Annotated in this window: 20 protein-coding genes; 6 read left to right on the top strand and 14 right to left on the bottom strand. The window is 65.5% G+C overall.

The genetic code is table 11. The annotated features are described in order from the left end of the window. Positions 1-415: 415 nt before the first annotated feature. Together FHY55_RS20955 and FHY55_RS06665 are read right to left on the bottom strand one after the other, a co-directional pair. Positions 416-481, bottom strand: a complete 66-nt coding sequence (locus FHY55_RS20955) for a hypothetical protein (protein WP_371707715.1) — start codon at positions 479-481, stop codon at positions 416-418. Positions 482-1,140: 659 nt separating this feature from the next. Continuing rightward, the gene (locus FHY55_RS06665; RefSeq protein WP_140013443.1) at positions 1,141-1,629 is read right to left on the bottom strand and encodes a LysM peptidoglycan-binding domain-containing protein; all 489 of its coding nucleotides are present in this window, start codon (positions 1,627-1,629) and stop codon (positions 1,141-1,143) included. Positions 1,630-1,780: 151 nt separating this feature from the next. On the opposite strand from FHY55_RS06665, the gene FHY55_RS06660 reads away from it, so the two are divergent. From FHY55_RS06660 to FHY55_RS06650, 3 genes are read left to right on the top strand one after another with little or no spacing between them, the layout of a single operon-like run. After that, positions 1,781-2,254 carry a DUF2269 domain-containing protein gene (locus tag FHY55_RS06660; protein WP_140013442.1) on the top strand — a complete coding sequence of 158 codons (474 nt, stop codon included), beginning with the start codon at positions 1,781-1,783 and terminating at the stop codon, positions 2,252-2,254. A 60-nt stretch (positions 2,255-2,314) separates the two neighbouring features. Continuing rightward, positions 2,315-2,698, top strand: coding sequence for an HdeA/HdeB family chaperone (locus tag FHY55_RS06655; protein ID WP_140013441.1), 384 nt, complete (start codon positions 2,315-2,317; stop codon positions 2,696-2,698). Between the two features lie 4 nt (positions 2,699-2,702). Continuing rightward, the gene (locus FHY55_RS06650; RefSeq protein ID WP_140013440.1) at positions 2,703-3,233 is read left to right on the top strand and encodes an adenine phosphoribosyltransferase; all 531 of its coding nucleotides are present in this window, start codon (positions 2,703-2,705) and stop codon (positions 3,231-3,233) included. Positions 3,234-3,351: 118 nt separating this feature from the next. Here the strand turns inward: FHY55_RS06650 and FHY55_RS06645 are convergent, their stop codons facing one another. From FHY55_RS06645 to coxB, 12 genes are all read right to left on the bottom strand, one after another. Then, entirely contained in the window at positions 3,352-4,578 is a 1,227-nt protein-coding gene (locus tag FHY55_RS06645) for an Hsp70 family protein (RefSeq protein ID WP_140013439.1), read from the bottom strand. 174 nt (positions 4,579-4,752) lie between these two features. Then, positions 4,753-6,171 (bottom strand): FAD-binding oxidoreductase, encoded by a 1,419-nt coding sequence (locus FHY55_RS06640; RefSeq protein ID WP_140013438.1) that lies wholly within the window; start codon positions 6,169-6,171, stop codon positions 4,753-4,755. Between the two features lie 31 nt (positions 6,172-6,202). Then, positions 6,203-7,030, bottom strand: coding sequence for an MBL fold metallo-hydrolase (locus FHY55_RS06635; protein WP_140013437.1), 828 nt, complete (start codon positions 7,028-7,030; stop codon positions 6,203-6,205). 65 nt (positions 7,031-7,095) lie between these two features. Beyond that, complete coding sequence (locus tag FHY55_RS06630; RefSeq protein WP_140013436.1) at positions 7,096-7,683, bottom strand: GNAT family N-acetyltransferase; 588 nt, start codon at positions 7,681-7,683, stop codon at positions 7,096-7,098. Then, positions 7,683-8,912, bottom strand: coding sequence for a M16 family metallopeptidase (locus FHY55_RS06625; protein WP_371707713.1), 1,230 nt, complete (start codon positions 8,910-8,912; stop codon positions 7,683-7,685). Before FHY55_RS06625 ends, FHY55_RS06630 begins: the two co-directional genes overlap by 1 nt. A 29-nt stretch (positions 8,913-8,941) precedes the next feature. Then, complete coding sequence (gene thrC, locus FHY55_RS06620) at positions 8,942-10,330, bottom strand: threonine synthase (protein WP_140013434.1); 1,389 nt, start codon at positions 10,328-10,330, stop codon at positions 8,942-8,944. A 10-nt stretch (positions 10,331-10,340) separates the two neighbouring features. Beyond that, a complete protein-coding gene (locus FHY55_RS06615; protein ID WP_140013433.1) occupies positions 10,341-11,003 on the bottom strand; it encodes an SURF1 family protein in 663 nt (220 codons plus the stop codon). Between the two features lie 83 nt (positions 11,004-11,086). Next, positions 11,087-11,908, bottom strand: a complete 822-nt coding sequence (locus FHY55_RS06610; protein ID WP_140013432.1) for a cytochrome c oxidase subunit 3 — start codon at positions 11,906-11,908, stop codon at positions 11,087-11,089. Positions 11,909-11,940: 32 nt separating this feature from the next. Beyond that, positions 11,941-12,543: a cytochrome c oxidase assembly protein gene (locus tag FHY55_RS06605; RefSeq protein WP_140013431.1), complete on the bottom strand. Its 603-nt coding sequence runs from the start codon at positions 12,541-12,543 to the stop codon at positions 11,941-11,943. Next, positions 12,543-12,737, bottom strand: coding sequence for a hypothetical protein (locus tag FHY55_RS06600; protein WP_140013430.1), 195 nt, complete (start codon positions 12,735-12,737; stop codon positions 12,543-12,545). The genes FHY55_RS06605 and FHY55_RS06600 overlap by 1 nt, the downstream gene beginning before the upstream one ends. After that, complete coding sequence (gene cyoE / locus FHY55_RS06595) at positions 12,734-13,672, bottom strand: heme o synthase (protein WP_254695437.1); 939 nt, start codon at positions 13,670-13,672, stop codon at positions 12,734-12,736. The genes FHY55_RS06600 and cyoE overlap by 4 nt, the downstream gene beginning before the upstream one ends. An 85-nt stretch (positions 13,673-13,757) precedes the next feature. After that, on the bottom strand, positions 13,758-14,621 hold the full coding sequence (gene coxB, locus FHY55_RS06590; RefSeq protein WP_140013428.1) for a cytochrome c oxidase subunit II: 864 nt from the start codon (positions 14,619-14,621) through the stop codon (positions 13,758-13,760). Positions 14,622-14,784: 163 nt separating this feature from the next. On the opposite strand from coxB, the gene tldD reads away from it, so the two are divergent. From tldD to topA, 3 genes are all read left to right on the top strand, one after another. Continuing rightward, entirely contained in the window at positions 14,785-16,203 is a 1,419-nt protein-coding gene (gene tldD, locus FHY55_RS06585) for a metalloprotease TldD (RefSeq protein WP_140013427.1), read from the top strand. 310 nt (positions 16,204-16,513) lie between these two features. Beyond that, positions 16,514-17,605, top strand: coding sequence for a DNA-processing protein DprA (dprA, locus tag FHY55_RS06580; protein WP_371707710.1), 1,092 nt, complete (start codon positions 16,514-16,516; stop codon positions 17,603-17,605). Positions 17,606-17,736: 131 nt separating this feature from the next. Further along, the gene (gene topA, locus FHY55_RS06575) at positions 17,737-20,349 is read left to right on the top strand and encodes a type I DNA topoisomerase (protein ID WP_140013426.1); all 2,613 of its coding nucleotides are present in this window, start codon (positions 17,737-17,739) and stop codon (positions 20,347-20,349) included. The last annotated feature ends 9 nt before the right edge of the window (positions 20,350-20,358 follow it).

Genomic DNA, 20,358 nt, shown 5'->3' with positions numbered 1-20,358 from the left:
AACGGGCAGTTCTCGAAGCCCACCCCAGCGATCACGATGCGCAGGCCTTCGCCTCTCTGGCACAGATGACGGTCGCGCCGAAAGGCCCAGACGCCGTGCCCGAATTGATCGAGGCAGGGGCACGCACAGATGCGCTGCGCGCCGAAGCTCCACGCCACCCGGGCGCCTATCATTACTCCATTCACGCCTACGATCACCCGGCCCTCGCCGAGCGTGGCCTGGAGGTGGCCCGCGGCTACCTGTCGATCGCACCCGAAGTCCCGCACGCGCTGCACATGCCCACCCATATCTTCACCCGGCTCGGGCTCTGGGAGGAGTCCGCCGCGCTCAACGCACGCAGCGGGGCGGCGGCCATTGAGCACTCGGTCAGCGACGTGATCTCCAACCACTATCCGCATGCGGTCGATTACGGCGTCTACGCCCACCTGCAACTCGGCCAGACCGCGCAGGCCGCCGCTGTGCTCGCCGCTATGGAAAGCACTCCCAAGCTCGAAAACAACTTCGGCACGGCCTATGCCGCCGCCGCGACTGCGGCCCGCATGGCGCTGGAACAGGACGATTGGTCAGCCGCGGCGGCTCTGCCGACAGAGTTGCACCCCGCCGTCAGCTGGGAGCGTTACCCCCAGGCCGTCGCCATCCGCTGGTTCGCCATCGGCCTCGGTGCGGCCCGCGCGGGCGACGAGGCTACCGCCAAGGAGGCCTTGGCCGAACTGGGCAATCTCGGCACCATCATGGAAGACCGAAGCATGGGCTACTGGCTCGCGCTTCACGAGGCTCAGACCAAAAGCATCGAGGCATGGCTCGCCCATGCAGAAGGCCGTGATGAAGAAGCCATTGCCCTGTTGCGCGAAGCTGCCGATACCGAAGACAAGGTCGGCAAGGCCCCTGTCACGCCCGACCATGTTCTGCCTGCCCGTGAATTGCTGGGTGATCTCCTTCTTGCGACGGGCGATGCGAGCGGGGCGGCCCAGGCCTACGAAGCGGCGCTGCAAAGCTCTCCCAACCGCAGCCGCAGTTTGCGCGGGCTGGCGCAGGCTCGTGGAGATTAGCAGGTCACCTCGCCTCATTACGTCGGAACGCAAGGGCCGCACCGCTCCTCCCGCAGGGCGGCCCTTTGGCTTCGCACGCCTTGCCGTCCGGTCAAATATCGTTGCGCGGAATGCGCAGCACCTGCCCCGGAAAAATCAGGTTCGGATTGGCCAGCACATGCTGGTTCGCCTCGAAGATCGGCGCAAAATCCGCAGTGCCATACTGCGCCTGTGCGATTGAACTCAGCGTATCGCCCGGCTGCACCGTATAGGGCTGCCAGCCGCGGTAGCCGGGCAGGATGCGCGGGCCAAACAGCACCGGGATCGTCACCGAAGGGCCATTCTCATTGCCCGTATCATCGGCCAGCGTCACGAACAGCCGGTTGAGCTGAAAGCTGTTGCTCGCCGGTATCTCGATCTCCCCCTGAAACTGCCGCAGCCCCAGCGAGCCCACCGTTGTGAACCCCGCGTATTCGTCATGCCCCTCGGTCACGCTGATGGTCAGCGTCCCCTCAAAAGCGGCGGCGTTTCCGGCAATCAGGATCGTCTGTCCAACAAGGTCAAACGGCTGCGGTTGCTGAATATCAAGGGTCGGAGACATGGCAAACTCACTCCTCCGGCAGGGGCCGGAAACAAGGGGGCAAGCTCACGCACAAGCTTAGCACAAAATCGGCCCGTCCTCTACCGAACCGTTTGACCCGGCAGCCCCTTTGCCGCTTCATCCCCGGGCACGCCCACCGCAAGGACAGCACATGGACCCTTACCTCACCCTCAAGTGGCTCCACATCCTCTCCTCCACCGTGCTCTTCGGCACCGGGATCGGCACGGCGTTTCAAATGGTCATGGCCATGCGCACCGGAAACGCCCAGAGCATCGCCCATACCGCCCACCACGTCGTGCTGGCCGACTGGCTCTTCACCACGCCCGCCGGGGTGGTGCAGCCACTCACCGGCCTGCTGCTGATCCACACCCTCGGCTACAGCCTCACCGAGCCGTGGCTGCTGCTCACCTACGCGCTCTATCTCCTCGCCTTTCTCTGCTGGGCACCCGTGGTGCACCTGCAAATCCGCATCCGCACCCTCGCCCGCACCGCCGCTGCCACCGGCGCGCCCCTCCCGGCAGAAGCCCGCCGCGCCTATCGCATCTGGTTCGCCCTCGGCTGGCCCGCCTTCGCCGCGCTGATGGGCGTTTTCTGGCTCATGGTCGCCCGCCCGTCGCTCTGGTGACCCCTGTTCATCCCGGCCCCGCCCCGCTACCAATGACGCGACCGACACGGGAGACTTCACATGTATCGCACCATCCTCGCCGCCGCCCTCTGCGTCGCAACCACCGCGCCCGCCTTTGCCGAGGCCTTCATGATGGGCACCGGCCGCTGGACATGCGAGCGCGCCCGCGCCGCCTTCGTGACCCAGAACATCTCTGATCAGGGGCAGGTGGCAGGCTGGATTCTGGGCTATTGGAGCCACGCCTCCATCGGCCAGCCCACCGCCTTCCTCGACAAGATGCAGGAAGTCGGCGGCGGCAAGATCGTCGAGATCACCCTCGCCGAATGCCAGAAAAACCCCAACGCCATGCTGTTTCAGGTGACAGAGGCCATCGTGCAGAACTCCCTCAAGGAATCCGAAGAGGGCGCGGCTGAGGGCGCCACCGAAGGCGAAGCCTCCGAGTAAGCCGATGAAGACCGTCGCCGATTACATCCGCACTATCGCAGACTTTCCCCATGAGGGGATCATGTTCCGCGATGTCACCACCCTCTTCGCCGATCCGCGCGGCCTGCGCCTCTGCGTCGACCAGATGCTGCACCCCTACGCCGGCCAGCCGATCGACAAGGTGGTCGGGCTGGAGGCGCGCGGGTTCATCCTCGGCGGTGCCATCGCCCACCAACTCGGCCTGGGTTTCGTGCCGATCCGCAAAAAGGGCAAGCTCCCCGGCGCGGTCATCTCCGAGGCCTATACGCTGGAGTATGGCGAGGCGGTGATGGAGGTGCATGACGACGCAATCCAGCCCGGCGAGCGCATCCTTCTGGTCGATGACCTGCTCGCCACCGGCGGCACGGCGGAAGCCGGGATCAAGCTGGTCGAGCGCCTCGGCGGCGTCATCACCGGCTGCGCCTTCATCGTCGATCTGCCAGACCTCGGCGGCCGCAAACGCCTCGAAGGCCTCGGCATGGAAGTCCACGCCCTCACCTCCTACGAAGGCGAATAACGCGCGCGCCATCCCCCACACCGTAGGGTGGGCAATCTGCCCACCACCACCGCCTCGTAGGGTGGGCAATCTGCCCACCACCACTGCCCCGTTGGATGGCTGAACCCCACCGTCAGCCCTAGCCCGCCGCCGCCATCGCCAGCCCGTCCACCACCGCCGTGAACGCCTCCGAGCGCAGCACCTCCGCCCCCGGGCAAACGCTGCGCATCTCCGCCTCGACAAACCCCATCAGGCTCGAGCCGCCCACCAGCACCACCCGGCCCACCTCGCCGGGTGCCACCCCGGCCTGCGCCAGAACCTCCCGCGCCGCGCCGCCCAGCGCCGCTTGCGCTTCGCCCAGCACCTCGCCCATCCGCGCCGCGCTCAGCTCGGCCGCCAGCCCCGGCTCAACCATCCCCATGCCGATCCGCCCGGTGCCGGCATCATTCGCCGCAATCTTCCCGCGCTCCACCGCAAAGGCCAGCTCATGGCCGAGCTCGTCCTCCAGCACCGTCGCCAGCCGCCCCAGCCGCTTCGGCTCCACCGCCAGCTTCACCATGCCCGCCACCTCGCGCCGCACGTCCGGCGCATAAAGAAACGGGATCTTCGCCCATGTCGCGAGATCAACGAACACCGCACGCGGCACAGGCAGCAGGCCCGGGCCAAACTCACGGCGCAATTCGCCGCCCAGCCCTAACAGCGGCATCACCTCGGCGACCGAGACAACCCGGTCAAAATCCGTGCCCCCCAGCCGAATGCCGTGGCTGGCGACAATCTCCACCTCTTCGCCCGAGCGAAACACCGTAAAGTCGCTGGTGCCGCCGCCGATATCCACGATCAGCCCCACGCCACCCGCCGCGCCCATACCCTGACAGGCCCGCGCCGCCGCCTCCGGCTCGGGCATGAACTCGACCTCCTCAAACCCCGCTGCAAGATAGCACCCGCGCAGGTCGGCCTCCGCCTGCGCGTCCTTCTCCGCGTCCTCGTGAAACCGCACAGGCCGCCCAGAGAGTGCCCGGGTGAACCGCGCCCGGGTGAACTCTTCCGAGCGCTCCCGCACCTGCACCAAGAACGCCGTCACCACATCGGCCAGCGTCCGCCGCTTGCCCTCGATCAACCGCTTCTCATGGAAGAGCGGCACGCCTAGCACGCTCTTGAGCGCCCGCATGTAGCGCCCCTCTTCGCCGCCGATCAGCGCCGTGCCCGCCGCCGCGCCAATGCGCATCGCACCGCCCCCCTCGGGGAAGAACACCGCCGTCGGCAGCGTCTCCGCGCCTTGCTCCACCGGCAGCCGCCGCACCGCGCCGCCCGCATAGACGGCAGCCGCCGAATTCGATGTGCCAAAGTCGATCGCCAGCCTGTCCATCACCGCAGCTCCTGTCCGAAAGGCGCCGCAGCTACCCCAAGGCGCAGGCGCAGGCAAGCCCCCGCGCCCGGTCCGTTAATCGGCCGCGCCTATGTCATCTGACATCTGCATGGGTTGTGCATGGATTGTGCACAGGGTGTTGCCCTGTGCTTTTTGGGGTTAACGCCGCGCCACCTACCCCTGCCGCACAACCGCCCCGGGGTTCAAAATCCCCAGCGGATCGAGCGTTTTCTTGATCGCGCGCATCATCTCCAGCCGCACCGGATCGCCCCAGCGCTCCAGATCCCCCACCTTCGCCCGCCCCAGGCCGTGCTCGGCGCTGAAGGAGCCGTCCATATCTGCAAGCAGCTGATTTATAATGTCTTTCAGCTCCTCATAGGCGCTCTCGGGGTAGTCCCCCCGCGCCTTGCCCGCCCCCGGAAACACGTTGTAATGCAGGTTCCCGTCGCCCAGGTGCCCAAAGCAGTTGATCCTGAAATCCCCTGTCTTTCCAATCGCTTGCCCCGCCTGCTCAATGAACTCCGGCACCCGGCTCAGCGGCAGTGAAATATCGTTCGACACCACCGACCCAACCTTCCGGTTCCCCTCCGGCAAAGCCTCCCGCATCGCCCAAAATTCGGCCCGCTGCCCCTCGCTCGCCGCCACCACACCATCACGCACCAGCCCGGCCTCAAAGCCCTCCGCAAAGACCTGCTCCAGCAGCTCCTGCGCGCTCTGCCCGCCAAAGGTGCCGATCTCGATCAGCACGCTCCATTCGGGCACCTCGGCCCAAGGCAAGCGCACCTGCGGCAGGTGCTCGACCAAAAATTCCGGCCCCTGCGCCGCGATCAGCTCGAAGGCCGAAATCGCTTGCCCCGCAAGGGCTTGCGCCCGCCCCAGCAGCTCCAGTGCCGCCGCCGGGCTGGCCACCTCCAGCACCGCTGCCGACACATCCGAGGGGCGTGGAAACAGCCGCAAGGACGCGGCGGTAATCACCCCCAGCGTGCCCTCGGACCCAATCAGCAGGTTGCGCAAATCATAGCCGGTGTTGTCCTTGCGCAGCCGTTTCAGGCCAGACATCACCCGCCCATCGGCCAGCACCGCCTCAACCCCAAGGCACAGCTCCCGCGCATTGCCATAGCGCAGCACGTTCACACCGCCCGCGTTGGTGCCCAAAAGCCCGCCAATCCGCGCCGTCCCCTCGCTTGCCAGCGAGAGCGGAAAGAGCCGCCCGGCATCTTCCGCAACTCCCTGAATATCCTGCAAAATCGCGCCCGCTTCCACGGTCATCACGCCCTCTTCGGGCCAAATGCCGCGCACCGCCGTCATCCGCTCAAGGCTGAGCACCAGCGGCACCGGCCCTTCCGGCGCAACCTGTCCGCCCACCAGCCCGGTGCCGCCGCCATAGGGCACCACGCCCACCCGCTGCGCCGAAGCCAGCCGCAAGATGGCCGAAACCTCTTCCACCGATGCAGGGCACAGCACCGCCCCGGCGCGCCCCGTTAACCTGTCTCTCGGCTCTTCGAGGTAACGTTGCTCCACGCCGCGCACCACGCCCTCTGGCAGGGCCGCGCGGAAGGTTTCTACAATGTCGGGGGTCGCATCATTCAACATGAGAGCCATTACGCACGGCTCGGCGCAAAATTCAATCGAAGCCAGAGAGCACAACAGGCTGCAGCACCACGATGGTGGGCCGCGATGGCAGGTCTCGGAGCGACACGGTTAACGAACTGCCAATGCGCCGGTCGATCGCGAACTCTCCCGCCATGCCCTCCAGAAACTGCTCCAGCGAATAGCCCGAAAACCAGTGCATCGGCAGCACGATGGACGAGCGCAACCGGCTGACGATCCGCTGCATGGTGGCAATGTCCACCGTCATGCCCCCATCCACCGGCGCCATCACCACATCCAGCCGCCCCAGCGCGGCGTATTGCTCGGCGTTGGGCTCATGGTGCAGGTGCCCAAGGTGGCCAATGCAAAGGCCCGCCACCTCGAAAATGAAGATCGAGTTGCCATCCTCCTCGGTCCCGCCAAAGCCCTGCCGGATGTCCGTCGGCACATTGCGCACCAGCATTTCGCCGAGGTCCAGATGATGATCCGCAGGCCCCTCGGCATCGCCCCACCCCTTGAGCACATGGGGAATGCGCGGGTCGGGGTTGGGTGTCCAATGTGAACTGTGCGCATGGTTCATCGTGGCAACATCCGGCACAAAGTCTTCCGGGCCGAGGTAGCCGTTGTAGTCGGTCGCCACCGCCAGCCCGCCCGCCGTCTGGATCACGTAAACCGAGTGATCGACATAGGTGATCCGCACTGCATCCTCTTCCACCGGATCGGCCCAGGCGGCCTTTTGCACATAGGCCATCCCCGGCGTGTTCTGCGCCAAGGCAATGCAGTGCGAGGGTCGCCTGTCTTGCGCGGCGGCGGAGCTGGCGCAGGCGATGAGGCCTGCAAGGGCGAAGAGTGGTCTGAGCATGGGCGCGGCCTCCTGCGGCCAAGGCTAGCGCAAAATTCCCGCGCCGAACCGCCCCCACGAAAAGTTTATGCCCCCGCCTCCGTCCGCCCCCGGCGATCGCGGCGCAAATTGGCGTAAAGCACATGATTTCGCCACCGCCCGTTGATCTGGAGGTAACTCTGCGCCACGCCTTCATATTTGAAGCCGCATTTCTCCAGCGCGCCGCGCGAGGCGGCATTTTCGGGCAGGCAGGCGGCTTCGATGCGGCTCAGGTCAAGCACCGTAAAGCCATAATGCACAACCGCCTCAATGGCTTCGCGCATGTAGCCCCGCCGCTTGTAGGGCTCGCCAACCCAATATCCCAGCGTGCCCGATTGCGCCGGGCCACGGCGGATGTTGTCCAGCGTGATCGCGCCAAGCAGCGCTTCGCCGTCCCGCGCAAACAAGAACAACGGCACCGCCGAACCGCCGCCAATCGCGCGCTGCGCCCAGTAAACCCGGTTGGTAAAGCTCTTGCGCGAAAGGTGGTCGCTGGCCCAGGTCGGCTCCCAGGGCGTTAGAAACTCCCGGCTCTGCAGCCGCAAGTCGCTCCAGTCGCGATAATCGCCATGCGCGGGCGGACGCAGCAACAGGCGCGGCGTATCGACCCGAACCTTTCGCCGCCCCAGCCGCATCAGGCTGCCAAGCGCTCCTTCAAGCCCGACAGGCCGGGGGCACCCTCGGCAGGGCCATAAAGCGCAAGCGCCGCCGGCGCATCCGAGGCAAGACGCGTGCCAAAGCGGCGCAGATCGTCCAGCGTGACCGCGTCGATCTTTTCCACCGTCTCCGCCGTCGAGGGCACCCGATCCCAGATCGTCACCATTCGCGCCATCCGCTCGGCGCGGCTGCTCGGGCCTTCCAGCCCCATCAACAGCCCGGCCTTGAGCTGGTTGCGCGCACGCTCCAGCTCGGCGTGGCTCAGGTCATCGCCCGCACGGCGCAGCTCGTCGATCACCACCTCGGACAGCCCGGCAATGTCATCACCGCTGGTGCCCGCGTAAATCGTCATCAGCCCGGTGTCGCCATAGGCCCCGGCCTGCGCATAGATCGAGTAGCAGAGGCCCCGCTTCTCCCGCAGTTCCTGAAACAACCGCGAAGACATGCCGCCACCCATTGCGCTGGCATAGATCTGTGCGGTGTAGATGTCGGGGTCACGGTAGTTGGGGCTTTCCAGCCCCATGGCAAAATGCACCTGCTCCAGCGGGCGGATCTCACGATACTCGCCACCCACAAAGCGGGCGCCCTCCTCCACCCGGCGCGGGCGGGGGGTGAGGTGGCCAAAGGCCTTCTCGGCAAGCCGGACGATCTGGTCATGATCCACGGCGCCAGCCGCCGCCAGCACCAAATGCTCCGGGCCATAGTTCTCGGCCACAAAGCCCGCAAGGTCGCCCCGGCCAAAGGCCTGAATCCGCTCAGGCGGGCCAAGGATGGTGCGTCCCATCGCCTGCTCGGGATAGGCGGCCTCCTGCAGCCAGTCGAAGATGATATCATCCGGCGTATCCAGCGCCTGCCCGATCTCTTGCAGGATCACCCCGCGCTCCACCTCGATCTCACTCAGGTCAAAGGCGGGCTCCAGCACGATATCGGCAATCACATCCAGTGCCAGCGGCACATCGGCCTCCAGCACGCGGGCGTAATAGGCCGTCATCTCGCGCCCGGTGTAGGCGTTGATATAGCCGCCCACATCCTCGATCTCTTCGGCAATCTGCAAGGCGCTCCGCCGCGCCGTGCCCTTGAAGGCCATGTGCTCCAGAAAGTGGGCAATCCCGTTCTGCTCGGGCCGCTCATGCCGCCCGCCCGCGTTGATCCACAGGCCCAAGGAGGCACTCGCCAGCCCCGGCATCGCCTCGGTGACGATCCGCATTCCATTGCCAAGCCTGTCGATTTGCACGCTCACGCAGACCGCCTTTCCCTGATGAGAGCTTCGATGGCGCCAAGGTCGTTCTCAACCCGGGTCACCCGTTCCGACTTGTCATATAGGTCGGCCATGCGCTTGGGAAGGGCAGCGTGGATGCCACAGGCCTCCTCCACCGCCGCCGGAAACTTGGCCGGGTGGGCGGTGGCCAGCGTCACCAGCGGCGTCGCGCCAAGGTGGTCGCGGGCCACCCGCGTGCCGACTGCCGTATGCGGGCAGATCACCTCGCCGGTTTCCTTGAACATGCGGTCAATCTCCGCGCGGGTCTCGTCCTCGCTCACCCGCCCCGAGCTGTAGTGCTCGGTCAGCGCGCCCATGGCGTTCTCGCTCACGCGGAACTTGCCCGCCTTCAGTTCATCCATCAGCGCCGCCACCGCCGCACCGTCCTTGCCATAGGCAAACCACAGCGCCCGCTCGAAGTTGGAAGACACCTCGATATCCATCGACGGCGAGATAGAGGGTTTTACACCCGCCTTGGCATAGTCGCCGGTCTCAAGGCAGCGGTGCAAAATGTCATTCTGGTTGGTGGCCACGATCAGCCGGTCGATCGGCAGGCCCATCTGCTTGGCCAAAAAGCCCGCAAAGATGTCGCCAAAATTACCCGTGGGCACGGCAAAACTTACTTTCCGATGCGGGGCACCCAGCGCCACGGCGGAAGTGAAGTAATACACGATCTGCGCCAGAACCCGGGCAAAGTTGATCGAGTTCACCCCGGCAAGCCCCACCTCGTCGCGGAAGCTGAAGTCGGCAAACATCTCTTTCAGCATGCCTTGGCAATCGTCAAAATCGCCATCAACGGCCAGCGCATGCACGTTCGCCGCCTCCGGCGTGGTCATCTGCCGCCGCTGCACCTCGCTCACCCGACCATGCGGGAAAAGGATGAACACATCCACATTGTCGAGCCCCGCAAAGGCCTCGATCGCCGCCGATCCGGTGTCACCGCTGGTCGCCCCCACGATGGTGATCTTGCGCCCGTTGCGCTTCAGCACGGTCTGGAACATCTGGCCGATGAGCTGCATGGCGAAGTCTTTGAAGGCCAGCGTCGGCCCGTGGAACAGCTCCAGCAAAAAGTGATTGTCCGCCAGTTGCTTCAGTGGCGCCCGCGCCGGGTGGCCAAAGCCCGCATAGGCCCGCCCGATCAGCGCCTCCACCTCCTGCGGCGAGCCGAGCGCGTCACCGATGAAGGGCGCAATCACCCGCGCCACCGCCTCTTCGTAGCTCACCCCGGCCAGCGCCGCGATCTCGCCTTCGCTCATGCTCGGCACGGTCTCGGGCAGGTAGAGGCCACCGTCGCGGGCGAGGCCCGTCAGCATGGCATCTTCAAAGCTCAGAACCGGGGCCTGGCCCCTTGTGGAGATATAGCGCATTGGAAGTCCTTCAGGCGGTGCGGCGCTTGATACGCCACATCAGGAAAAGTGTCATCCCCAGCCACACCAGCGCGAGGCCAAACCATGTGACCGCGTAGCCGAGGTGGTCATTCGGAATGCCCACGGAGCTGACAGGCAGCGGGGTGATGGTGGAGCCGGGCCGCACCTCGCGGGCAACAATCAGCAGCGGCTCCGCCCCCAGCGCCTCGGCCAAGGCGGGCACATCGCGGGCAAACCACAGCGCGCCCTCCGGGTCGGGGGTGAAGCCATCCACCTCATCCGGCCAATGCAGGTTGCCCGTCACCGTGACCGCGCCCTGCGGAAAGGAGGCATCCGCCGAGATTACCTTGCGATAGCCGAGGTCCACCAGCAGCACCCGGCCCTCCGGCGTGGTCAGCGTGGTAACAAAGCGATGCACCGCCCCCACCTGCTTGATCGAGGCCAGCACCATTATCCCCTGTCCGCCCAGCGTGCCCTCGGCCTGCACCGGCAAAAAGCGGTCGGCCTCCGGGTCGGGCGCGGCGGGCACCGCAACCGGTGCGGCGGTGATCCGGGCGTCGATATCCGCCAGCATCGCCCCTTTCCACGCCAGCCGCCGCAGCTGCCACGTTCCGAGGCTCACCAGAATGGCGATGCCGCAGATGCCGAGAATGGCCGGGAAGAGGTAGCGCATGGGGTGTCCTTCAAAGCCGAACGCGGGCCGTCTCCAGCCCGCGCTCCGTATTCCGTAGGGTGGGCAATCTGCCCACCATCCGCTCAGCCGCCCCAGATGTAGACCGCGGCGAAGAGGAAGAGCCAGACCACGTCCACGAAGTGCCAGTACCAAGCGGCAGCCTCGAAGCCCACGTGCTTCTCCTGCGTGAAGTGCCCGGCGCGCAGGCGCAGGTAGCAGATGAACAGGAAGATCGTGCCGATCACAACGTGCGCACCGTGAAAGCCCGTCGCCATGAAGAAGTTGGCGCCGTAGATGTTGCCTGCGAAGCCGAAGGCCGCGTGGCTGTACTCGTAGGCCTGGAGCACGGTGAAGATCAGTCCCAGCACCACCGCAAGGACCAGCCCCTCGGCCATGGCCTTGCGGTTGTTCTCATGCACCAGAGCGTGGTGCGCCCATGTGGCGGCCATGCCCGAGCAAAGCAGGATCAGAGTGTTGATCAGCGGCAGGTGCCACGGGTCGAAAGTTTCGATGCCCACCGGCGGCCAAACGCCATCGACGGCGGGGGCCTGATCAATGTCGGGGTTCATCGGATACATCGCGTGCTTGAAGAAGCTCCAGAACCACGCGGCGAAGAACATCACCTCCGACATGATGAACAGGATGAAGCCGTAGCGCAGGCCGATGGCAACAACCGGGGTGTGGTCACCCACCTGGCTCTCGTCCACCACCTCGGACCACCAGGCAAACATGACGTAAAGCACGCCAACAAAGCCCAGCAGGAAAATCCAGGGCTGGTTGTTTTCAACCTGCGGAGACATCCACTGCACCGCCCCGAAGAGCATCACAAAGGCCGCGACCGCACCGGCGAAGGGCCAGATCGAGGGGTTCAGGATGTGGTAGTCGTGGTTCTTTTCGTGGGCCATCTTTGGTTCCTCGGACGGTCTCTGTATTCAGGTCAGTTGGCCCGCGGCGCCGGGTCGGACGCGTTGGGCGAAAGGGCTGCCTGCTCTTCGGGCAGGTCGATTTCGTAAAAGGTATAGCTCAGGGTGATCGAGTTTGTGAACTTCGCATCGCGGTCATTCACAATCTCCGGGTCAACATAAAAGCTCACCGGCATCTGCACCCGCTCGCCGGGCTGCAGCACCTGCTCGGTAAAGCAGAAGCAGTCGATCTTGTCGAAGTAGCCGCCCGCCACGAAGGGTGCAACGTTGTAGGTGGCTTGGCCAGCAATGGGCCGGTCGGTCGGGTTGTAGGCTTCGTAGAAGGCCAGGCCCGTTTCGCCGATCCGCAGGGTCATCTTCTGCTGCACCGGCTTGAACTGCCACTCCATGTCGGCCTCGATATTGGCGTCAAAGCGCACGGTGATCTCGCGGTCGAGCACAACATCGCTGCCCGACTCGGCCACCGAGGTGGTGCCGCCGTAGCCCGTGACCTTGCAGAACCAGTTGTAAAACGGCACCGCCGCCCAGGCCATCGCGCCCATGAACACCACAACGCCCACGGCATAAAGCGCCACGCGAGCGTTCTTTTGCTCGGGTTTCTGCTCGGGCCCGGCCATCAGTTGCCCGCCTCTGGCGTGGTCATCGCCGGGCGAACCGCATGGTCAAACCCTTCCATCGCGCCAATGCCACCCCGGGTCACCTTCACAAAGGTCAGCCCCAGAACAATCACCACAAGCGCAATCAGCGAAATCGCAACGCCCACGTTCCGGCCCAGCCGCCGCTGGTGAATCTCGTGTTCCGCCCGGATCATGCCGCACCCCCGATCACGCCCAGCGCCCGCAAGGCGGCGTCAGCCAGCAGGGCCCCGAAATGCAGCGCCAGATAGATCAGCGACAGCTTGAAAAAGCTCTTTTCCACCTTGTAGCCATCCGCCTGCGCAGCCTCGGTGCTCCGCCGCAGAATGTGCCACGCCCCCTTGGCAAAGAGCGCGTTCATCACCAGTGCGGTGGCAATGTAGGCCGGCCCGGCGATGGAGGTGAAGCCCAGCGCAATCGCCGAAGCGGCCAGCACGATGGTATAGATGAAGATCTGCCAGCGCGTTGCGTCATGCCCGTGGGTCACGGTGAGCATCGGCACCTTGGCGTCGGCATAATCCGACTTCATGAACAGGCACAGCGCCCAAAAGTGCGGCGGCGTCCAAAAGAAGATGAGGGCGAACATCAGCACGGCTTCAAGGCTAACCGAGCCCGTGGCGGCAACCCAGCCCACCATCGGCGGGAAGGCCCCGGCAGCGCCGCCGATCACGATGTTCTGCGGCGTCCAGCGCTTGAGGATCATCGTGTAGATCACGGCGTAGAAGAAGATGGTGAAGGCCAGAAGCGCCGCAGCGGCGAGGTTGGCCGCGAGGCCCAGCATCATCACGCTGAGGCCCGACAGGGCGACGCCAAGGCCCAGCGCCTCACCCGGCTGGATCTTCCCGGCGGGGATCGGGCGCTTTTGTGTGCGGCTCATCACCGCGTCGATATCCGCATCCCACCACATGTTCAGCGCGCCAGAGGCCCCGGCCCCGATGGCGATGAAGAGGATGGAGGTGAAGGCAATAAACGGATGCACCGGCACAGGCGCAACCAGCAGGCCCACCATGGCGGTGAAGACCACAAGCGACATCACCCGCGGCTTCATCAGGGCAACATAGTCCCCGAAGCCCGGCTCTTCCGTGCGCTCATATGCATTCACGTCGCTCAAATCGTCTGCCTCCCTAGCGGGCCCTGTTCGCATCGCCCGCGCAGTAGCAAGTGGCCGGGCAGCAGCTTGGCTGCCCGGTAACTGATCAGTCGGCCGAAGCCACCTTCACCGAAGGCTTGATCCCGGCGAATTCCTCGGTGGCCATCTCCAGCCACGCGGCATAGGCCTCTTTGCTCACCACCTTCACGGTGATCGGCATATAGGCGTGGTCCTTGCCGCACAGTTCGGAGCACTGGCCAAAGTAAACGCCCTCGCGCTCGGCCTTGAACCACAGCTCGGCGGTCCGGCCCGGCACGGCATCCTGCTTCACACCAAAGGCCGGCACTGTCCACGAGTGGATCACGTCCGCGCCGGTCACCCGGACGACGACAACCGTATCCACCGGAATCACCATCGCGTTGTCGGTGGCCAGCAGATACTCGTCCTCGGCGTAGCCATAGTCGGCCAGCTCGTCGCGCTGAAGCATCAGCGCATCAAAGGCGATTCCCTCTTCGGGATACTCATAGCCCCAGTACCACTGGTATCCGGTGGCCTTGATGGTCAGCTCCGGCTCCGGAATCTCTTGTTGCTTGAACAGCACCGGCAGCGAGAAGGCCCCGATAAAGACGAGGATCAAAATCGGTCCCAGCGTCCACGCGATTTCGAGCGGCGTGTTGTGAGTAAAGCTCGCAGGCGTCGGATTGGCCTTCTTGTTGAATTTCAGGATGATGATCGCAAGCAGCAGCACCACGAAAAGCGAGATGGCGATGATGATCACGTTCACCATGCCTTCCAGCCAGTGAATGTCACGCGCCAGCTCGGTGGCGGCGGGCTGCCAGTCAATCCCCTTCTCATGGGGCTTCCCGATCGTTTCGAGCCCCTCAATCCCGTCCTGGGCGTGGGCGGCAAGGCCGTAAAACGCCATCATCAGGCCGGTCGTCACGGCGGCAAGGAGCTTGAAAATCTTCATCGGCACGTCCCTTCGCTTGTCATGAAGCGCGTCTGCGGGGTGGCGTTCGCGGGGCCACCCGTTGTTCCTTCGCGCGTCTCAAACCATATTACGTCAGATCGCTCAAGCGGTTCCAGCGCGGCAATGTGGCGCGTGACCCGCAAAAATCACCCTTGGAGATACCATGTCCAGCAGCTTCCGCCCCTTTGAAACAAGCCTCGACGAAGCCGCAGCCCTTCGGGCGCTGCGTGCGGCGACCGATGGCGCAGATGATGGCGAGCTGTTCCTAGAGCGCCGCGCTTCCGAAAACCTCGTGTTCGAGGATGGCCGGGTAAAGACAGCAAGCTTCGATGCGTCGGAGGGATTCGGTCTGCGCGCCGTGAAGGGCGAAACCTCAGGCTATGCCCATTCCACCGAACTTTCCGAGAAGGCCCTGCTGCGCGCCGCCGAGACGGCGCGGCTCGCCGTGGGCGACGGCGGCGGCGTTCTTGCGCCCGGCCCCCAGGCCACCAACCGCAAGCTCTATGATGATTCCGACCCGATCGAAGGTGTCGAATTTCCCGTAAAGATCGACACACTCGCCGAGATAGACGCCTTCACCCGCGCGCTTGATCCCCGCGTTGTGCAGGTCTCGGCCTCTCTTTCGGCGGCGCTGCAAGAGGTGGTCATCCTGCGCCCCGACGGCACCAAGGTGTCCGACACAAGGCCGATGACCCGCATCTACGTGTCGCTCATCGTTGAAGAGAACGGGCGGCGCGAAAGCGGCAGCCACGGTGGCGGCGGGCGCGTGGCGCTCGGCGGGCTGATCGACCCGGCGATGTGGCAGCCCGCCGCCCGCGAGGCGCTCCGAATCGCGCTGGTCAACCTCTCTGCCGAGCCCGCGCCTGCTGGCACGATGGACGTGGTGCTCGGCCCCGGCTGGCCGGGCATCCTGTTGCACGAGGCCGTGGGGCACGGTCTGGAGGGCGATTTCAACCGCAAGGGCAGCTCCGCCTTTGCCGGTCTGATGGGTCAGCAGGTGGCCGCGCCAGGCGTGACCGTGGTGGATGATGGCACCATCCCCGACCGGCGCGGCTCGATCTCGGTGGATGACGAAGGCACGCCATCGTCGCGCACCACGCTCATCGAAGACGGTGTGCTCGTGGGCTACATGCAAGACCGACAGAACGCCCGCCTCATGGGCGTTCCCGCCACCGGCAACGGTCGCCGCCAAAGCCACGCCCACCCACCGATGCCCCGGATGACCAACACCTATATGCTGGGCGGCTCCGAGAGCCCCGAGAGCATCCTCTCCGGGCTCGAAGATGGCCTCTACGCCGTCGGCTTCGGCGGCGGGCAGGTCGATATTACCTCCGGCAAGTTCGTGTTTTCCTGCACCGAGGCCTACCGGGTGAAAAACGGCAAGGTCGGCGCGCCGGTAAAGGGGGCCACCCTCATCGGCGACGGGGCGACCTCGCTGAAGAACATCACCGCCATCGGCAATGACATGTCGCTCGATCCGGGGATCGGCACCTGCGGCAAGGCGGGCCAATGGGTGCCGGTGGGTGTGGGCCTGCCCACGCTCAGGATCGGCGGGCTGACGGTGGGCGGCGCGGCGGGGTGAGTTCGCCGCATTAACCCTGTTTCGGGCAGTTTGGCTGCCCGAAGCGGGCCCATTTTGGCAAGACAACGCCCGGAAGACGCCGAGCATTCCGGGCGGGCGCCTCTAACGCTCTAATATACAGCCACAAAATCAAGACCGAGCGGCGGGGCAGAGAGAAATTTCTCATTTCCGCCCAGAATCTCACGGCGCGTTAAGGGCCAGTTAACCACTTAAGTCTAAAACCAATCCTGCAAGCAGACGGAGCGACGTTGGCGTGGATTTGTTTTCTTCCCCACCCCCCCTCGCACCACCCACCTCGGAAGAAGATAGGCTGGCGTGGCTTCGTCTCTTGCGCTCACGGCGGGTGGGGCCCACCACCTTCTACCGGCTGATGGCCGAGCATGGCACCGCCGAGGCCGCGCTTGCCGCGCTGCCAGAGGTTGCCGCCGCCGCCGGTGTCCGCAGCTACCAGCCCTTCCCCCACGATCTCGCCGCCCGCGAGTTGGCCGCCGGCAAGCGCGCCGGTGCCCGCCTCATCGCCGCAGGCGAGCCACACTATCCCACCGCCCTGCGCGATTTGCCCGATGCCCCACCCCTGCTCTGGACTCAGGGCGACCTCACCCTGCTCAACCAGCCTACCCTCGCCGTGATCGGCGCGCGCAACGCCTCCTCGCTCGGCCGCCGCATGGCCGCCCGGCTGTCGTCCGAACTCTCCAAGGCTGGCCATGTGGTCGCCTCCGGCCTCGCCCGCGGCGTGGATACCGAGGCGCATAAGGCGGCGCTGGAGGGCGGCACCATCGCCGTGGTTGCGGGCGGGGTGGATGTGACCTACCCGCAGGAAAACGCCGCCCTGATGGCGCAGATCGCCGAGGGTGGCCTCGTTGTGTCCGAAGAGCCGCCCGGCCTCCAGCCGCAGGCCCGCCACTTCCCCAAGCGCAACCGCATCATCTCCGGCCTGTCGCGCGCCGTGGTGGTGGTCGAGGCAGGGGCCCGCTCGGGCAGCCTGATCACCGCCCGCATGGCGCTGGATCAGGGCCGCGAGGTGCTCGCCGTGCCCGGCCACCCGTTTGATGCCCGCGCCTCGGGCTGCAACCTGCTCATCCGCGACGGGGCCACCCTCGTGCGCGGCGCGGATGACGTGATCGAAGCCCTCGGCCCGCAGGCCGCGCCCCGCCCCCAATCCGCATCCGCCCCGGCCCCCGCACCCGCCGACCTGCCCCAGCCGCCCCGCCGAAGCCCGGCCAGCACCCGCGCCCTCCACGCCCGCATCCTCGGCCTCATCGGCCCCGCTCCCGTGGCCGAAGATCAACTCGCCCGCGATCTCTCCGTGCCCGCCCAGCGCCTCTCTGAAAACCTGCTCTCACTGGAGCTCGACGGCCAGATCACCCGTCAGCCCGGCGGGCTCATCATAAAGACTGCGTGATTTTTGCCGCCTCCACGCGCGCCCGCGCGAAGGCTCGGCGCGGGGCGTGAATGGCTCCATTGACAAGGCGGCAACAGCCCCCACATGTTGCGCGCCAGTCCGAGTCACCCCCCAGCCCCGAAAGGCCACCCATGCCAGTTGTCGTTGTCGAGTCCCCCGCCAAGGCCAAGACAATCAACAAATATCTGGGCTCCGATTACACCGTTCTGGCCTCTTACGGCCACGTGCGCGACCTGCCCCCAAAGGACGGTTCGGTGGACCCCGAGCATGAGTTCGAGATGAAATGGGAGGTGGCCTCCGACAGCAAAAAGCACGTGGCCGCCATCGCAAACGCCCTGAAGGATGACAACGCGCTCATCCTCGCAACCGACCCCGACCGCGAGGGCGAGGCGATTTCTTGGCACCTGCAGGAGGCTCTGACCAAGCGCAAGGCGATCAAGAAAGATACGCCGGTGTCGCGCGTGACCTTCAACGCCATCACCAAGGATGCGGTGACCGAGGCCATGGCCAACCCGCGCCAGGTCGATATGGAGCTGGTCGAGGCCTACCTCGCCCGCCGCGCGCTCGATTATCTCGTCGGCTTCAACCTCTCCCCCGTGCTCTGGCGCAAGCTGCCCGGTGCGCGCTCCGCAGGCCGCGTCCAGTCGGTCTGCCTGCGCCTCATCGTCGAGCGCGAGATGGAGATCGAGGCTTTCCGCGCCCGTGAATACTGGAGCGTGAAGGCCCTGCTCGACACGCCGCGCGGCCAAACCTACGAGGCCCGCCTCACCGTGCTCGGTGGCAAAAAGCTTGAGCGCTACGACATCGAAAACGAAACCGCCGCCGAGCTGGCGGTGCAGGCGATCAATTCGCGTGACCTCACCGTCAAATCGGTCGAGGCCAAGCCCAACACCCGCAACCCCTCGCCGCCCTTCATGACCTCCACGCTCCAGCAGGAGGCGAGCCGCAAGTTCGGCATGGGCGCCCGCGCCTGCATGGGCACCGCCCAGCGTCTCTACGAGGCCGGGCACATCACCTACATGCGGACAGATGGCATCGACATGGCCCCCGAAGCCGTGACGGCGGCGCGCGAAGCCATCGGCGAGCGCTTCGGCAAAGACTACGTTCCGGGCGAGCCGCGCATCTACAAGAACAAGGCCAAGAACGCGCAGGAAGCCCACGAGTGTATCCGCCCCACGGATATGACCAAGGATTCCAAGGCCCTGAACCTCGAACCCGAGCAGGCCCGGCTCTATGATCTGATCTGGAAGCGCACGTTGGCCTCCCAGATGGCCTCCGCCAAATTCGAGCGCACCACTGTTACCGTCGGCAGCGCCGATGGGCAGGTTGAGCTGCGCGCCACCGGGCAGGTGGTGCTCTTTGACGGCTTCCTGAAGATCTACGAAGAGGGCCGCGACGACGAGGTGGTGGATGATGACGACCGCCGCCTACCGCAGGTTTCCGAGGGCGAAGCCGCGGGCAAAAAGCAGATCACCCCAGAGCAGCACTTCACCCAGCCCCCGCCCCGCTACACCGAGGCCACGCTGGTGAAACGGATGGAAGAGCTGGGCATCGGCCGCCCCTCCACCTACGCCTCAATTGTCACCACGATTCAGGATCGTGAGTATGTCCGCAAAGACAAGAACCGCCTGATCCCCGAAGACAAGGGCCGGCTGGTTATTGCCTTTCTGTCCAACTACTTCCGCCGCTACGTGGGCTATGAGTTCACTGCCAAGCTGGAAGAAGAGCTCGACGAGATTTCCGCCGGTGACGCCCAGTGGCAAGCGGTGCTTGCCTCCTTCTGGCGTGATTTCAAAGCCGCGATCGAAGAGACCTCCGAGCTGCGCATCACCGAGGTGCTGGAAAAGATCAACGAGGTGCTCGAACCGCACCTGTTTCCCCCGCTCCCCGAGGGTGGCGACCCCCGCCTTTGCCCTCATTGCGGCAAGGGCCGGCTCTCGATGCGCACCGCCCGCTCCGGCGGCGCCTTCATCGGCTGTTCCAACTACCCCGAGTGCCGCTACACCCGCCCCTTCGGCCCGCCCGATCCGGAAGCCGAGAAAAGCGCGATCCCGCCCGAGGGCAAGTTGCTGGGCGAGGATGGCGGCGACAAGATTTGGGTGATGAAGGGCCGCTTTGGCCCCTACGTCCAGCGCGGCGAGGTGACGGAAGACAACAAGAAGCCCCCGCGCCAGTCGGTCCCCAAGGAATGGAAGCCCGAAGAGCTTGAGCTGGCCACCGCCGTCAAGCTGCTGGCCCTGCCCCGCCTGATCGGCACCCACCCCGAAGATGGCGTGAACGTCTGGGCCAACATCGGGCGCTACGGACCCTACCTGAAGCACGCCGAAAGCACGTCGGATCGGGGCGGCACCAATGCCAACCTCGAAGGGCTCGACGAGGTCTGGGAAGTCGGTATGAACCGCGCGGTGCAGCTTCTGGCCGAAAAGGTCGCCTCCCGGGGCGGGCGCGGCGCCGCGAAAACCCTCCGTGAGCTGGGCGAACATCCCGAGGCCGGTGGCGTCGTGGCAATCATGGAGGGCAAGTACGGCCCCTACGTGAAATGGGACAAGATCAACGCCACTCTGCCCAAGGGCGAAGACCCCGAGAAATTTACCATGGATGCCGCCGTTGAGCTGATTGCCGAGAAGGCCGCGCAGAAGGGCAAGAAGCGCCCTGCAGCAAAGAAGGCGACAGCCAAGAAAACAACGGCCAAGAAGCCTGCCGCCAAGAAGGCCCCGGCAAAGAAAACCGCGGCGAAGAAATAGCCTTCGCCA

The sequence above is a fragment of the Oceanicola sp. D3 genome, assembly GCF_006351965.1.
Taxonomy (GTDB): Bacteria; Pseudomonadota; Alphaproteobacteria; order Rhodobacterales; family Rhodobacteraceae; genus Vannielia.
This window is presented reverse-complemented; position numbering and strand designations above follow the sequence as displayed.

Coding starts and splice junctions, on each gene's coding strand:
- FHY55_RS06665 (WP_140013443.1), bottom strand. CDS start 1,629: ATGTCTCCGACCCTTGATATTCAGCAACCGCAGCCGTTTGACCTTGTT.
- FHY55_RS06660 (WP_140013442.1), top strand. CDS start 1,781: ATGGACCCTTACCTCACCCTCAAGTGGCTCCACATCCTCTCCTCCACC.
- FHY55_RS06655 (WP_140013441.1), top strand. CDS start 2,315: ATGTATCGCACCATCCTCGCCGCCGCCCTCTGCGTCGCAACCACCGCG.
- FHY55_RS06650 (WP_140013440.1), top strand. CDS start 2,703: ATGAAGACCGTCGCCGATTACATCCGCACTATCGCAGACTTTCCCCAT.
- FHY55_RS06645 (WP_140013439.1), bottom strand. CDS start 4,578: ATGGACAGGCTGGCGATCGACTTTGGCACATCGAATTCGGCGGCTGCC.
- FHY55_RS06640 (WP_140013438.1), bottom strand. CDS start 6,171: ATGTTGAATGATGCGACCCCCGACATTGTAGAAACCTTCCGCGCGGCC.
- FHY55_RS06635 (WP_140013437.1), bottom strand. CDS start 7,030: ATGCTCAGACCACTCTTCGCCCTTGCAGGCCTCATCGCCTGCGCCAGC.
- FHY55_RS06630 (WP_140013436.1), bottom strand. CDS start 7,683: ATGCGGCTGGGGCGGCGAAAGGTTCGGGTCGATACGCCGCGCCTGTTG.
- FHY55_RS06625 (WP_371707713.1), bottom strand. CDS start 8,912: ATGCGGATCGTCACCGAGGCGATGCCGGGGCTGGCGAGTGCCTCCTTG.
- thrC (WP_140013434.1), bottom strand. CDS start 10,330: ATGCGCTATATCTCCACAAGGGGCCAGGCCCCGGTTCTGAGCTTTGAA.
- FHY55_RS06615 (WP_140013433.1), bottom strand. CDS start 11,003: ATGCGCTACCTCTTCCCGGCCATTCTCGGCATCTGCGGCATCGCCATT.
- FHY55_RS06610 (WP_140013432.1), bottom strand. CDS start 11,908: ATGGCCCACGAAAAGAACCACGACTACCACATCCTGAACCCCTCGATC.
- FHY55_RS06605 (WP_140013431.1), bottom strand. CDS start 12,543: ATGGCCGGGCCCGAGCAGAAACCCGAGCAAAAGAACGCTCGCGTGGCG.
- FHY55_RS06600 (WP_140013430.1), bottom strand. CDS start 12,737: ATGATCCGGGCGGAACACGAGATTCACCAGCGGCGGCTGGGCCGGAAC.
- coxB (WP_140013428.1), bottom strand. CDS start 14,621: ATGAAGATTTTCAAGCTCCTTGCCGCCGTGACGACCGGCCTGATGATG.
- tldD (WP_140013427.1), top strand. CDS start 14,785: ATGTCCAGCAGCTTCCGCCCCTTTGAAACAAGCCTCGACGAAGCCGCA.
- topA (WP_140013426.1), top strand. CDS start 17,737: ATGCCAGTTGTCGTTGTCGAGTCCCCCGCCAAGGCCAAGACAATCAAC.